We start from the raw sequence: 13,205 nt of genomic DNA on the forward strand, positions 1-13,205 counted from the left end.
CTCACGCCCAAACGCTTCACGCTACTTGACGGCATCCTTCAGCAGCGGTTCGAGATCCGCCCAGCTGTGCACGCCCTCAAGCGTCTTGTCGTTCAGCACGAACGCGGGCGTGCCCGTCACCTTGTACTGCTCGACCGCCGTCTTGCGGATCGTCTCAAGCTGGGTGCGCTGGTTTTCGTCGGTGAGGCAGGCCTTGAACTTCGCTTCGGGAATCCCGCGCGCGCGCACGAAACCGTCGAGCCCGCCGAGCTTCGCGTAGGTGACGACCTGATCGTCCGGCGACATCGATTGCAACGGCGCGGTCTGCGCCTCGGTCAGCTTCGTGAACGGCTCGATCCACGCCTGCTGGTTCTTGAAGAAGGCGTCGGCCAGCCCGAAGAACGCGCTTGGCCCCTGGCAGCGCGCGAGCATCGTGGCGCCGTAGTCAGCAGGGTTCAGAACGAAGTTGCGGAATTCGTAGAGCACCTTGCCTGTCGCGACATACTGGCCCTTGATGGTCGGCATCGCCATTTCGTGGAAATCGCGGCAGTGCGGGCAGGTGAGCGAGGCGAATTCGACGAGCTTCACGGGCGCATCCGGATTGCCGATGCTGAAGCCGCCCTCGGGAGTCGCCTTTACGGTTTCGAGCCAGTTGCCTTTTCCGGCGGACGCAGCGGGCGCTTCTGCCTTGGTCGCGCTGGCAACCTTGTTGCCGGCGGCTTCCGATGATTCCTGGCCGCAGGCGGAAAGCACTGCGACGGCTCCGAACAAACACACGGCCTTGAAGCGCGCTTTTCTCAACATCTGGTAGTCCACCCTTAAAGAAGCCCAATACCTGCCACAGATGCGGGTGGGGCACTATGGCGAGGCCCGCAACCCAAGTCAAAGCCGATCAGCGCATTTGCAGCTATCGAATGACGGGCAGACCCTTCGTCCCGCTCATCTGCCGTGCAAGGTCTTCAAGGCTCTGCCGAAGCCCGTCGTCGGCTATGGCTTTCAGGCTGCCCGCCACGTCTTCCGGCACCTCGCCGGGGGTATGCACGCCCTCGCCTGCCGGTGCGCGCTCCACGGCAAGTCCCTGCCGGATGGCGATGCGCGCGACAGCATCGTAGCCGAAAAAGCGGTTCACCCGTTCGATGATCTGCGGCGCCACATGCTGGATCATCAGCGCGTGCGAGCCGGTGGCGGAAAGGTTGAGCGTACCGCCGCTGCGCTTGCCGTGCGGGAAGCTCAGCGATTCGGGTGTCGAATGGCGCGCATAGTCCGGCCCCACGATCTCCGGCCAGCGCGCAACGACCGCACTGTCGACGAAGCCGAAGCGGCGGAACGCCTTGCGCCCCACGAGCGGCACAAGCTCGGCCACCGACCGGCTCCCGCCCCTTCTGTCACCCGGTTTCCTCATGGTGAAACCCATGCCATAGGCGCGCCATGCCCGCCAAGGAAATCGCCGCACCGCTGCTCGCCTGGTACGACCGCTCGCACCGACGCCTGCCGTGGCGCGCATCGCCCGGGGCCAATGCGGCTGATCCTTATCGGGTGTGGCTTTCGGAGATCATGCTCCAGCAGACGACCGTTGCGGCCGTCATCCCCTATTTCGAACATTTCACGACACGCTGGCCGAGCGTGGAAGCGCTCGCCGCCGCCGAAGACGGAGACGTGCTCGCGGCATGGGCGGGCCTCGGCTACTACGCCCGCGCCCGCAATCTCCTCGCCTGCGCGCGCGTCGTGGCGAACGATCATGGCGGCAGCTTCCCATCCACCGAAGACGCGCTGCTCGGCCTTCCCGGCATCGGCGCTTATACGGCGGCCGCGATCACGGCGATCGCCTTCGGCGAAAGGGCGGTCGTTGTGGACGGCAACGTCGAGCGCGTCGTCGCGCGGCTGTTCGCGGTTGAGGAGCCGCTGCCCGGCGCGAAGCCGACGCTTCGCGCGCTTGCGGACACGATCACGCCCGAAGTGCGCGCCGGCGATTTCGCGCAGGCGATGATGGACCTCGGCGCCACGGTCTGCCGTCCCCGCTCTCCCGATTGCCTCGTCTGCCCCGTTGCAACCTCCTGCGACGCCGCGCGGCGCGGCATCGCCGACCAACTCCCGAAAAAGGCGCAGAAAGCGCCGCGCCCGGTGCGCTACGCCAACGTCTATGTGCTGCGCGACCGCGGCGAGATCCTGCTGGTGCGCCGCCCGCCGCGTGGGCTTCTCGGCGGGATGCTCGGGCTACCGATGAGCGACATCGCCGACGCCCCAGTGGCCAACGGCGCGCATCCCGGCGCCCCTGCCCCCGCGCGCTGGTCGCGTGGCGACGGGCGCGTTACCCATGTTTTCACGCATTTCGAGTTGCATCTGACCGTATTTTCGGGCGATCTGTCAGGAATAACGAAACCAGCGGGGGATTGGCGAGCAGCGGATGCATCCGCCGCGCGGGATTTGCCGACGCTGTTTCGTAAAGCATTGGACTTTGCGGCCTGTATAGGCGATTTTTAGCCGTAGTGAGCGGCGTACGCCTGATCGGAGTTTGAATTGTCGATATCAAGGCACGTTGCGTTCGCGCTCGCCCTTTCGCTGGCCGCTTGCGGCGGACAGAAAGGCAGCGGTGAAGACCGCGCGCCGACCGTGGTCGGCGGCGTTGTTGAACCCATGCGCTTCGTCGACAGCATCGATGCCGTCGGCACGGCCTTTGCGCGCGAATCCACGACCCTGACCTCCACCGTCACCGAACGTGTTGAATCCTTGCGTTTCACCGATGGCGCCTATGTACAGGCCGGCACCGTGATCGCCGTGCTGCGCACGGTCGAGCAGAATGCGGACCTTGCCAGCGCCGAGGCGCGCTCGCGCGAAGCGCAGCAGCAACTCGCCCGCCTTCGCGAACTCCAGCAGCGCGGCTTCGCCACCAATGCCAGCATCGACGCACAGACCGCCGCGCGCGATCAGGCGCGGGCCGAGGCAGGCGCGATCCGTGCCCAGATCGGTGACCGTATCATCCGTGCGCCCTTCGCGGGCGTCATCGGCCTGCGCCGCATCTCGCCGGGCAGCGTCGTTACGGCGGGCACCGAGATCGCGACCATCAACGACATCAGCTCGATCAAGCTCGATTTCACCGTGCCCGAGCGTTTCATCTCGGCAGTCAAGGCCGGCCAAAATATCGAGGCGCGCGCGCAGGCTTGGCCAGGCGAAGTGTTTCGCGGCACCGTGGAGGGTATCGAGTCGCAGGTCGACCCCATCACCCGCTCGGTTGCCGTTCGTGCGCTGCTCCCGAACCCTGACCGGCGCCTGCACCCCGGCATGTTGCTCACCGTATCCATCGTCACCAATCCGCGCGAAGCGCTCGCCGTTCCCGAACTTGCGCTTGTCGCGCAGGGCGATCGCCAATTCGTGTTCCGGCTTGATCAGAAGAACGTCGCGAACCGCGTTCCGGTCGAGGTCGGGATGCGGTCAGGCGGCATGGTGGAAGTTACCGGCGGCCTCAATCGCGGCGACCGCATCGTTGCCGACGGCGTCGTGAAGGTGCGCGACGATGCGGAGGTGCGGCCCGTGTTTCCGGGGGAGCCTGAAAAATCCACCACCGGAGCCCTCTCCGGCGCCGCAGCGGGCGCAGGGAAGTCTCGGTGATCCTCTCTGATGTCTCCGTTAAACGCCCGGTGTTCGCGGCTGTTATCAGCCTCATCATCGTGCTCGCCGGCGTTATCGCCTTCTTCTCGCTGCCGGTGCGCGAATATCCGGCCATCGAGCCGCCGATCGTCTCGGTCGAGGTGGTGTATCCCGGTGCGGCTGCCAGCGTCGTCGAATCGCGCATAACCCAGCTTATCGAAGACCGGATCGCCGGCATCGAAGGCATCGACATGATCCGTTCGCGTTCGCGTGACGGCGTGTCCGACGTCTCCATCGAATTCTCCGCGACGCGCGATGTGGACGATGCGGCGAACGACATCCGCGACCGTGTCAGCGGCCTTGCAGACGATCTCCCCGACGAGGTGATTCCGCCGGAGATTCGCAAGGTGGACGTCGATTCGCAGCCGATCCTCTGGATGCACCTCTCCGGCGAGGAGCGCGACCCGCTCTGGCTCGCCGACTATGCCGACCGCATCCTCGTCGACCGCTTCTCGTCGATCGACGGCGTCGCGCGCGTCATGGTTGGCGGCCTCTCGCGCCCCGCGATGCGTATATGGCTCGATCGGGCGAAACTCGCCGCCTACCAACTTACGCCGGGTGACATCGAGACTGCGCTTCGTGCCCAGAACATCGAATTGCCCGCGGGACGTGTGGAGGCGGAATCGCAGAATCTCACGGTTCGCGTCGCCCGCGCCTACAGCAAGGTGGAAGACTTCAACAATCTCGTCATTTCACGCGGCGCAGACGGCCATCTGGTTCGGCTCGGCGATGTCGCGCGCATCGAAATCGGGCCTGAAAATCCTTACAGCTTCTTCCGATCGAACGGCAAACCCGGCGTCGGCATTGGCATTGTCCGCCAATCCGGCGCAAACACGCTGGCCGTCGCCGAAGAGGTCAGGGCGCGGATAGACGATACGCGCAAGATGCTGCCGGCCGGCCTCAGCATCGACATTTCGAACGACAGCTCGGTATTCATTTCAGCCGCCATCGAAAACGTGTGGAAGACGCTCGCCGAAGCGTCCGTTCTCGTTATTCTCGTGATCTATATTTTTCTGGGCTCGGCGCGCGCCACGCTGATTCCCGCCGTCACGGTGCCGATCTGTCTGATCGCGACCTTCGCCGTGCTCTGGGCGCTCGGACTTTCGATCAACCTGCTCACGCTGCTCGCGCTCGTGCTTGCGATCGGCCTTGTCGTCGATGACGCGATCGTTGTGCTCGAAAACATCTATTACCGTATCGAACACGGCGAAACCCCGCTCGTCGCCGCGTATGAGGGCGCGCGCCAGGTCGCCTTCGCCGTGGTCGCGACAACGGCAGTTGTCTGTTCCGTGTTCGTGCCGATCATGTTCCTTGCCGGCAACACCGGGCTGCTGTTTCGCGAACTCGCGGCCGCGATGATCGGCGCGGTCGCCTTCTCGGGCTTCATCGCCCTGACGCTGACGCCGATGCTCTGCTCGAAGATGCTGAAGCCGGAAACCGGCGCGAACCGCATGACGAAATGGGTCGATCAGCGTTTCGATCGCGTGTCCGCCGCCTACGACCGCATGCTCGGCCGGCTGCTCACACGGCCGCTGCTGATCGGCGGCGTTTCGGCCGCCGTGGTCGTCGGCTGCATTGTGCTGGCGACAACACTCCCATCCGAACTCGCCCCGCCCGAAGACACCGGCAACCTGCAAGTGAGTGTCACCGCAGCGGAAGGCACCGGCTACGACCAGATGGTCCGCTATATGGAGGACTTGCAGGCGCGCGTGCTGCCGATGGTGAACGAAGGTCCCATCCGCCGCCTGATGGTCCGCGCGCCCGGCAGTTGGGGCACGACGGAGGATTTCTCCACCGGCCGCATGGTGATTTTCCTGAAGCCCTGGTCCGAACGGGAAGAAACGACCGCGGAAACCGCGCAGATGATCCAAAAGACGCTGGAGGATTACCCGGGCGTCCGCAGCTTCGCCTCGGGAGGCCAGACCATCGGCAGCCGTGGCGGCCGCCCGATCCGCTTCGTCATCGCCGGCGCGACGTTCGAGGAACTCGCCCGCGCCCGCGACGCGATCATCGATGCGGCCGCGTCCTATCCGGGCATCGAGAACCTCGAAGCCGATTACAAGGAAACGAAGCCGCAGCTCCTTGTCGATATCGACACGACGCGCGCGGGCGACCTTGGCGTGTCCGTCAACGAGATCGGCCGCACGCTTGAAACCATGATGGGCTCGCGCCGCGTCACCACCTACATTGATCGCGGCGAGGAATACCGCGTCATTGTGCAAGCCGAGGGCAAGGACCGGCTGACACCGCAAGACCTCTCCAACGTCTATGTCCGCTCGCGCACGGGCGATGTCATTCCTTTGTCGAACCTCGTGTCTCTGCGTAGCTTCGCGGACGCGGGCGAGCTTGGCCATTTCAACAAGCTCCGCGCCATCACGCTCGAAGGCACGGTCGCGCCGGGCCACTCGCTCGGAGAGGCGCTCGACTGGCTGGAAGCAGAAGCCTCGACGCTGCCCGAAGTCGCGGCGATCGGCTACGACGGCGAAAGCCGCGCGTTCAAGCAGACGGGGGGCGCGATCTGGGGCGTGCTCGGCGTTACCATCCTGCTCGTCTTCCTCGTGCTCGCCGCGCAGTTCGAAAGCTGGGTGCATCCCGGCGTCATCGTGCTGACAGTGCCGCTCGCGGTCGGCGGCGGCCTGCTCGGCCTTGTTGTCATGGGCCAATCGCTCAATCTCTACAGCCAGATCGGTATCGTCATGCTCGTCGGGCTTGCCGCGAAGAACGGCATCCTCATCGTCGAGTTCGCGAACCAGCTGCGCGATCAGGGCGTCGCATTCGACGATGCGATCCGCCGCGCCGCCGTGCGCCGCCTGCGTCCCGTCATCATGACCTCGATCGCGACCGTCGCGGGCGCGGTGCCGCTGATGCTGGCGAGCGGTGCGGGCGCCGCCTCGCGTCAGGCGATCGGCACCGTCATCGTCTGGGGCGTCAGCCTCGCGACATTGCTGACGCTGTTCGTCATCCCCGTCTTCTATCGGCGCCTTGCCCGGGGTACAGGCTCGCCGCTCGCGGTTTCGCGGAAGCTGGATGAGGAGCGCGGCGCAGCCCCCGCACCGGCGGAGTAGGAAACATGGCACTGCCCAAAGCCTTGCGTATCGCCATCCTGACCGTTCCGGGCGTGGTGTTGCTCGGTTCGCTGTCCGGCGTTGTGGCGGGGTCGGGCGAAGACAATCCCTGGTTCGCGGACCTCGCAAAGCCTGCGCTCTATCCGCCCGGTTTCGTGTTCGGCGTTGTCTGGACGCTTCTCTACGCGCTGATGGGCGTCGCCATCGCCCGCGTCCTCGCGTGTCCACCGGGGCGGGACCTGCAGCGCGCGGCCCTGCTGTTCGCCGCCCAGCTCGTGCTCAACCTCATATGGTCGACGCTGTTCTTCAAGCTGCACCTGCTTGGCCCCAGCTTCGCGCTCATCCTCGTCATCCTCGCCGCCGCGCTCGCCACGACGTTCGCTTTCGCCCGGCTGGACCGGATCGCCGCGTGGCTGCTCGTCCCCTATCTCGCGTGGCTCTGCTTCGCCGCCGGGCTCGCCTTCCGCATCTGGCAGTTGAATCCGGGCGCCGCGCCGCCATATTAGGCCCACAACACAGCGAAGGCCCCGTCCATGCAGTCCAAAAACCGCTTCTTCGACGATTTCTCGCGCATGGCGACCGGCGCCATGGGCTCGCTCGCCGGCATGGGCCGAGAAATGGAGGCGGGATTCCGCGCGCGTATGGAGGAGTTCGTGGGCGGCCTCGATCTCGTGAAGCGCGAGGAATTCGAGGCCGTGAAGCAGATGGCGGCGAACGCCCGCGCGGAAAACGAAGAGCTGAAAGCGCGAATCGCAAAGCTTGAAGCTGCAGCGGGAACCGCGCCCGCGAAAACCGCGGCGCGCAAGCCCGCAGCGAAGAAGGCCGGAAAATCAGCGCCCACCGCCTGATATCCACAGCAAATTCGGAACACAGGCGCACAGCGGCTTGCGTGCCGACGGCTGACGTCGCACCATATGTGGTGCCGGATGACTTCTACTGGACCCGCTATTGACCGAACTCGAACTTGAAATGGCCCAAGCCACGGCAGCGCCGCTCGACATGCTCGAGCATTATTTCGGCGCGCACGGCTGGTCTTTTGAGCGTGCCAGCGACGAGGAACTCATCGCCCGAGTAGAGGGCAGCTGGACGACCTATCAGCTCCGCGCGCTCTGGCGCGAAGAAGAACGCGTCCTCCAGTTCATCGCCATGCCCGACATCCGCGTGCCGGAAAACCGCCGCGCCGCTGTGTGGGAAGTGCTCAGCCTCATCAACGAGCAGCTCTGGCTCGGCCATTTCGAAATGTGGTCGGCAGACGGCACGCTTCTTTTCCGCCACGCCTCCATGCTTGATGCCGCGGATGACGACAGCGGCCTCTCGCTCGCGCAGGCCGAAACGCTCGTCGAAGCCGCCGTCGACGAGTGCGAACGCTACTACCCCGTCTTCCAGTTCATCCTCTGGGCCGGAAAAACCCCGCGCGAAGCGCTCGACGCCGCATTGATCGACACAGTGGGCGAAGCCTGACGGCTTTCCGGTATCCATATTATTATCTTTCCGAAATAATTCCGCTTTGCATTACTGGCGCCGTAGCATTGCTTAGGGGGCGTCATGATTCGTTACATTTTTCTTGCGTTGTTCTTGATTGCCGCCCCTGCCGCAGAGGCAAAACAGCGAAAAGTCATAGAAGAACTGCCTGCGGACATCGTGGACAACAATTATGTTGCCGCCGTGACTGTCACGATTGCCGATTCCGCGCGCGAAAAGTTCGACAAGATCGAGGAAAAGGCGCTGGCCAAACGCGCTGAAGCGGGTCTTACGCCTTACGACCCCGCCAACCCGTCCGATGTCCAGCCGGCCGCCGACACATACGATACCCTGCCGTTCTCCGCCATGCTGCCGCTCGTGATGCGCGACGTGACGCGCGAATGGGGCCTCGACGAGTCCAAAGGCAAGGCCGTCGATCTGAAGATCACCATCGAAACCATCCGCACCGCCAACGCCGCAGTCGCCATGCTGATCGGCAGCGCCGATGAACTTGCCGGACTTATCGATGTGGTGGATCCCGCAACGGGCGCGAACATTGGCTCGTTTTATGTGCACGTGCTCAACGCGCATTCGGGATGGGGAGGCATGCTCATTCGCGGCGGCGGCATTCGGGAGAGGCTGGCCGAGGAATTCGCACTTGAAAGCGCCCGCGTCCTGACCGGCAGCACGAAGAAGGACTGGAAGAAGCGGCTCAAGGAAAAGCAGAAAGCGCAGAAGGCGAGCAATGTCGCTTCGACCGACTGACACAGCCATGAACGCCTGCTCGGCGGGCGCCCTGATTGCCGGAGTGGCTCTCGCCTTACTGGCTGCTCCGGCTTCGGCACGCAGCATTGACTACAGTATCGACCTGCAGGCGATTCAGGCCGCCGCTAACGATCAGGGCATTGAGGGCCCGTTCTCTCCGGACCCTTCGCGTGGCATTCGTAACATCGGACTCGTCGTTACCCCCGGCGTCGATCATGTCATGAAAAATGTCAGCATCTACTGCGAAGCCTACAAGGTGGATAATCCGATCAGCGTCCTGATGCGGAAACTGGTCACGGCGTATGACGACGACGGCGTTCTGGCCGAGGCTGATGCAACCGACGCCGATCTGACCGTTCATCTGACCAAGGCCTTGAGCCTTCACCGGTGCCTTGGTGAAAGCGATTTCAAGGGCTTCTGCAAGAATCGCACCTCACTGTCCGGCCATGTCGCGTTCCGGACGAAGGACGGATCTCTACAGAGTGCGCCGATCGCTGTTCAGGTCGAACGCACCGGCCGTGTAGGCATGTTCTGCGGCAATCTGGGGCGCTACACCGGGATTGTAAGTCGCGAGGCCGGAATCGCGTTTCTTGCCGAGGCCACCCGTCTATCCGGGGCGCTGGAACTGGAAAGCGCCCCCGGGACACAGCCCGTGGCCGCTGAAAGCCCAGCCTCCATACCGCAGGATTAAGAGGCGTCGCCGTCCAACGAGGCAAACCGACGCCTCGCACCCATACCTCACCCCGCCAGCGCCGCCTTCAGCAGTTCGTTTACCACCTGCGGGTTCGCCTTGCCGCCGGTCGCCTTCATCGTCTGGCCCACGAAGAAACCGAACAGCGCTTCCTTACCGGCCTTGTACTGCGCGACCTTGTCGGCGTTCTTCGCCAGCACCTCGGCGATCGCCGCGTCGAGCGCACCGGTGTCGGACACCTGCTTCAGGCCCCGCTCCTCCACGATCTTCTCTGGATCGTCGCCGGTTTCCAGCATGATCTGGAACACGTCCTTGCCGAGCCGCCCTGAAAGCGTCCCGTCGCCGATCAGCGCGAGCAGCGTTGCGGCGTGTTCGGGGCTGATCGGACTGTCGATGATGTCCTTGCCGAGCGCATTCAGCGCGCCGAACAGGTCGGAGATCACCCAGTTGGAGGCGGCGCGCGCGACTTCGGTGAGTGGCTTGCCCTGTTTCGCCGCACTCAGCGCCAGCATCCGCTCGAACCAGTCGGCGGCCTCCTTCTCGGCAGTCAGCACGCTCGCGTTATAATCGCTGATGCCAAGGTCGCGCACATAGCGCGCGCGCTTCGGATCGGGCAGCTCCGGCAGCTCGGCGCGCAGTGCTTCGACGAAGGCATCGTCGAACACCAGCGGCGGCAGGTCGGGATCCGGGAAATAGCGGTAATCGTGCGCGTCTTCCTTGGAACGCAGCGCGCGCGTTTCCATCCGGCTCGGGTCGAACAGCCGCGTTTCCTGCACGATGCTGCCGCCGCCTTCGATGATCTCCACCTGCCGCTGCGCCTCATACTCGATCGCCGCCTGTACGAAGCGAACGCTGTTCACGTTCTTCACTTCGCAGCGCGTGCCGAGCGGGTCGCCGGGCTTCCGCACGCTGACGTTCACGTCCGCGCGCATGGAGCCTTCCTCCATGTTGCCGTCGCAGCTGCCAACGTAACGCAGGATCGAGCGCAGCTTCTTCACATACGCCCCCGCCTCTTCGGGCGAGCGCATGTCGGGACGCGAGACGATCTCCATCAGCGCGACGCCCGACCGGTTTAGGTCAACGTAGGAATAGCGCGGCGACTGGTCGTGCATCGACTTGCCCGCGTCCTGCTCCAGATGGATGCGCTCCAGCCCCACCGTCTTGCTGCGCCCCTCGCCGAGCTCGATCTGCACCGTGCCCTCGCCCACGATGGGGTGCTGGAACTGGCTGATCTGGTAGCCCTGCGGCAGGTCGGCGTAGAAATAGTTTTTCCGGTCGAACCGCGACCACGTGTTGATCTGCGCTTCGAGCGCAAGGCCGGTCCGCACGGCCTGCTTCACGCACTCGCCGTTGATCACCGGCAACATCCCCGGCATCGCCGCGTCGACAAGGCTCACCTGTGTGTTCGGCTCCGCCCCAAACTCGGTCGCGGCACCCGAGAACAGCTTGGCGTTCGACGTGACCTGCGCGTGCACTTCGAGGCCGATCACGACCTCCCATTCGCCGGTTTCGCCTTTGATGCGATAATCAGTCATTCTGCAGGCTTCCATTTCGCACTGGCGATCTGCTTAATCTCTGCAAATAGCGGATCGAGGTGCCGCTGAACGACAACAAGCCGTTCTGGTTCGAGATTTTCTAAGGTTTCGAACACGCCATCCAGCGATTCATCCGCATCTTCAGGAGAGACCAATCCCCGTTGAGCTAAAATTCTGAGAGAATGAAGCGACATATGGATTGCAGCCATTGCCAACGGAAAGCTGTGGTCGCTCATCTTACCACCACGCTTCCGGTCGTGCGGTGAACCCCGCAGCCTGTTCGATCGCATAGCCCGCGTTCAGCACGCCCTCTTCGTCGAGCGGACGCCCGATGATCTGGAGGCCGAGCGGCAGACCGTCATCCGAAAGCCCGCCGGGCACGGACATCGCCGGCAGCCCCGCAAGGCTCGCGGGCACGCAGAACACGTCATTGAGGTACATGGCGATCGGGTCGTCGACGTTCGCACCGATACCGAACGCCGCGCTCGGCGCGGTGGGCGCGAGGATCACGTCGCAGCGTTCGAACGCCTGCATGAAATCGCGCTGGATGAGCGCGCGCACCTTCTGCGCCTTCAGATAATAAGCGTCGTAATAACCCGCCGAGAGCACATAGGTGCCGATCAGGATGCGCCGCTGCACCTCGGCGCCGAACCCCGCCGAGCGCGTCGCCTCGTACATGTCGATGAGGCTGCCGCCCTCGGGCGTTTCGCGCAGGCCGTAGCGCACGCCGTCATAGCGCGCGAGGTTGGACGAAGCCTCAGCAGGCGCGATGATGTAATAGGTCGGCAGCGCGTACTTGGTGTGCGGCAGCGAGATGTCGACGATCTCCGCGCCCGCGTCGCGCAGCATGTCCGCGCCCTTCTTCCACAGCGCCTCGATCTCGGTCGGGATGCCCTCGACCGTATATTCCTTCGGAATGCCGACGCGCTTGCCTTTGAGATCACCCGTCAGCGCCGCCTCGAAGTCCGGCACCGGCAGGTCGAGGCTTGTCGAATCCTTCGGATCAAACCCGCACATGGATTTGAGCAAAATCGCGCAGTCGCGCACGTCGCGCGCCATCGGCCCGGCCTGATCGAGCGAGCTTGCGAACGCCACGATGCCCCAGCGCGAGCAGCGGCCGTAGGTCGGCTTGATGCCCGAAATCCCCGTGAACGCCGCCGGCTGACGGATCGAGCCGCCGGTATCGGTGCCCGTCGCCCCCGCGACCAGCCGCGCCGCGACCGCCGCCGACGAACCGCCCGAGCTGCCGCCCGGCACGAGGCTTTCGTTGCCTTTGCCGCGCCACGGATTGATGACCGTGCCGAATGCGCTCGTCTCGTTCGACGAACCCATCGCGAACTCGTCCATGTTGAGCTTGCCGAGCATCCCCGCGCCGTCCGCGAAGAGCTTGCCGCTCACGGTCGATTCATAGGGCGGCTTGAAGCCCTTCAGGATGTTCGAAGCCGCCGCGCTCTGCACGCCTTCGGTCGCGAACAGGTCCTTGATACCGAGCGGAATACCCGACAGCGGCTTCGCCTCGCCCTTCGCGAGCGCTGCATCCGCCGCCTCTGCCGCTTTCAGCGCCAGTTCCGGGGTTTCCACCGTGAACGCATTCAGCACGCGCGCGGCTTCCACCGCCTTCACATGCGCCTCGGCAAGGTCCTTCGCGGAGAAGTCCTTTGCGCGCAGTCCGTCGCGCATCTGGCCAAGCGTCAGGTCAGTCAGCGCCGTCATTATTCAATCACCTTCGGCACGGCGAAGAAGCCGTATTCGGACTTCGGCGCGTTCGACAGCACCTTGTCCTGAATGCCGCCATCGGTAACGACATCCTCGCGCCAGCGCAGCGTATTGGGGATCACGGCCGCGAGCGGCTCCACGCCGTCCGTATTCACCTCGCCCAGCATCTCCACCCAGCCGAGAATCTTCGAAAGCTCCTCGGCCATCACGGCGGACCTGTCATCGTCGATCTTGATACGCGCAAGATGCGCGACGCGTTTGACGGTTGCGGCGTCAACGGACATGCAAAAACACCCCGGATTGATTGAGCCCGAGCCGTTAGCACGCGGCTTCGTGCGCGGGCAAGCG

Annotated in this window: 14 protein-coding genes; 8 read left to right on the top strand and 6 right to left on the bottom strand. The window is 64.4% G+C overall.

Translation table 11 applies throughout. The features are described from left to right. Window positions 1-21: 21 nt before the first annotated feature. Both AAC014_RS03990 and AAC014_RS03995 read right to left on the bottom strand, forming a co-directional pair. A complete protein-coding gene (locus tag AAC014_RS03990; protein WP_339704323.1) occupies window positions 22-750 on the bottom strand; it encodes a DsbA family protein in 729 nt (242 codons plus the stop codon). Between the two features lie 136 nt (window positions 751-886). Beyond that, window positions 887-1,342: a DciA family protein gene (locus AAC014_RS03995; RefSeq protein ID WP_339704326.1), complete on the bottom strand. Its 456-nt coding sequence runs from the start codon at window positions 1,340-1,342 to the stop codon at window positions 887-889. Window positions 1,343-1,407: 65 nt separating this feature from the next. On the opposite strand from AAC014_RS03995, the gene mutY reads away from it, so the two are divergent. From mutY to AAC014_RS04035, 8 genes are all read left to right on the top strand, one after another. After that, complete coding sequence (mutY, locus tag AAC014_RS04000; protein ID WP_339704329.1) at window positions 1,408-2,460, top strand: A/G-specific adenine glycosylase; 1,053 nt, start codon at window positions 1,408-1,410, stop codon at window positions 2,458-2,460. A gap of 36 nt (window positions 2,461-2,496) precedes the next feature. Next, window positions 2,497-3,585, top strand: a complete 1,089-nt coding sequence (locus AAC014_RS04005) for an efflux RND transporter periplasmic adaptor subunit (RefSeq protein WP_339704332.1) — start codon at window positions 2,497-2,499, stop codon at window positions 3,583-3,585. Then, window positions 3,582-6,689 (top strand): efflux RND transporter permease subunit, encoded by a 3,108-nt coding sequence (locus tag AAC014_RS04010; RefSeq protein WP_339704335.1) that lies wholly within the window; start codon window positions 3,582-3,584, stop codon window positions 6,687-6,689. The genes AAC014_RS04005 and AAC014_RS04010 overlap by 4 nt, the downstream gene beginning before the upstream one ends. A 5-nt stretch (window positions 6,690-6,694) precedes the next feature. Then, window positions 6,695-7,195 carry a TspO/MBR family protein gene (locus tag AAC014_RS04015; RefSeq protein ID WP_339704337.1) on the top strand — a complete coding sequence of 167 codons (501 nt, stop codon included), beginning with the start codon at window positions 6,695-6,697 and terminating at the stop codon, window positions 7,193-7,195. 27 nt (window positions 7,196-7,222) lie between these two features. Further along, a complete protein-coding gene (locus AAC014_RS04020; protein ID WP_339704340.1) occupies window positions 7,223-7,537 on the top strand; it encodes an accessory factor UbiK family protein in 315 nt (104 codons plus the stop codon). Between the two features lie 121 nt (window positions 7,538-7,658). Continuing rightward, window positions 7,659-8,150, top strand: a complete 492-nt coding sequence (locus AAC014_RS04025; RefSeq protein WP_293779099.1) for a YbjN domain-containing protein — start codon at window positions 7,659-7,661, stop codon at window positions 8,148-8,150. An 84-nt stretch (window positions 8,151-8,234) separates the two neighbouring features. Next, window positions 8,235-8,915, top strand: a complete 681-nt coding sequence (locus AAC014_RS04030; protein WP_339704342.1) for a hypothetical protein — start codon at window positions 8,235-8,237, stop codon at window positions 8,913-8,915. After that, window positions 8,896-9,606 (top strand): hypothetical protein, encoded by a 711-nt coding sequence (locus tag AAC014_RS04035; RefSeq protein ID WP_339704345.1) that lies wholly within the window; start codon window positions 8,896-8,898, stop codon window positions 9,604-9,606. The genes AAC014_RS04030 and AAC014_RS04035 overlap by 20 nt, the downstream gene beginning before the upstream one ends. A gap of 47 nt (window positions 9,607-9,653) precedes the next feature. Here the strand turns inward: AAC014_RS04035 and gatB are convergent, their stop codons facing one another. The 4 genes from gatB to gatC are packed head-to-tail and all read right to left on the bottom strand — an operon-like array spanning window position 9,654 to window position 13,141. Further along, window positions 9,654-11,141 (bottom strand): Asp-tRNA(Asn)/Glu-tRNA(Gln) amidotransferase subunit GatB, encoded by a 1,488-nt coding sequence (gatB, locus tag AAC014_RS04040; RefSeq protein WP_339704348.1) that lies wholly within the window; start codon window positions 11,139-11,141, stop codon window positions 9,654-9,656. Next, window positions 11,138-11,377: a hypothetical protein gene (locus AAC014_RS04045; RefSeq protein WP_126494731.1), complete on the bottom strand. Its 240-nt coding sequence runs from the start codon at window positions 11,375-11,377 to the stop codon at window positions 11,138-11,140. Before AAC014_RS04045 ends, gatB begins: the two co-directional genes overlap by 4 nt. 1 nt (window position 11,378) lies before the next feature. Then, entirely contained in the window at window positions 11,379-12,854 is a 1,476-nt protein-coding gene (gene gatA / locus AAC014_RS04050; RefSeq protein ID WP_339704352.1) for an Asp-tRNA(Asn)/Glu-tRNA(Gln) amidotransferase subunit GatA, read from the bottom strand. After that, the gene (gatC, locus tag AAC014_RS04055) at window positions 12,854-13,141 is read right to left on the bottom strand and encodes an Asp-tRNA(Asn)/Glu-tRNA(Gln) amidotransferase subunit GatC (RefSeq protein ID WP_339704355.1); all 288 of its coding nucleotides are present in this window, start codon (window positions 13,139-13,141) and stop codon (window positions 12,854-12,856) included. Before gatC ends, gatA begins: the two co-directional genes overlap by 1 nt. Window positions 13,142-13,205 lie beyond the last annotated feature (64 nt).

It is taken from the genome of uncultured Sphingosinicella sp., from assembly GCF_963974575.1.
In the GTDB taxonomy this organism is placed as follows: Bacteria; Pseudomonadota; Alphaproteobacteria; order Sphingomonadales; family Sphingomonadaceae; genus Sphingosinicella.